At 62.2% G+C, this 699-nt stretch carries 1 protein-coding gene; it reads right to left on the bottom strand.

The features are described from left to right. The coding region (locus GHN86_RS23010) for an IS30-like element ISPsp7 family transposase (protein ID WP_153387387.1) at positions 1–699 on the bottom strand (699 nt) is incomplete at both ends.

The raw sequence follows: 699 nt of genomic DNA, 5'->3' as shown, positions 1-699 counted from the left end.
TGCGCATCTCCAGCGGCATGCCATTGAGCGCGGCGCTGAAGCCTTCCAGCGCCGAAGTCGCCGTCGCGTCGTTCATCTTCACCAGCATCAGGTAGCCACTGGTGCGTTCCACCAGCGTACCGACGGACGAGGCGTTGGCCTTGCCCTTGATGAGGTCGCCTTCCCAATGCCCCGGCATCAGCCTGTCTTCAATCTCCGGCGGGCGCACATGAATACTGACCATCTCAGGGATCTGGCCGCGCCGATCCACGCCGCCAGAGCGCGGCCGGCGCGTCGTCTTGCCTTGGCGCAGACAGATGATCAGCTCCTTACGCAGCTCACCCACTGGCAGGGCATAGATCGCGTTGTAGATCGTCTCGCGACAGACGTAGGCATCTCGCAGGTTGGGTATGTTCATGCTGCGCAGCTTGCCGGCAATCTGCTCGGGAGACAAACGCTCACGCAGCATATGGGTCACCAGTTCGAAGCGCTCGCTACCCGGCAACAGTTTTCGCGCCGGTCGACAAACCTGGCGGCGGGCCTGCATTTGCTGCTGGGCCAGACGGGCCGAGTAGCCACCGCAAGCACCTCGGTTACGGCGCAGCTCACGGCTGATGGTCGAAGGGGATCGGTTGATCAAGCAGGCAATCCTGCGCAGGCTGAAGCCTTGGGTACGACCGATTTGAATGGTGGCGCGCTCTTCAACGCTGAGTTCGGTAT

Source organism: Pseudomonas helleri (assembly GCF_009600315.1).
Classification (GTDB): Bacteria; Pseudomonadota; Gammaproteobacteria; order Pseudomonadales; family Pseudomonadaceae; genus Aquipseudomonas; species Aquipseudomonas helleri_A.
Note: the sequence above shows the minus strand (reverse complement) of the source record. Positions and strands in the feature narration are given on the sequence as shown.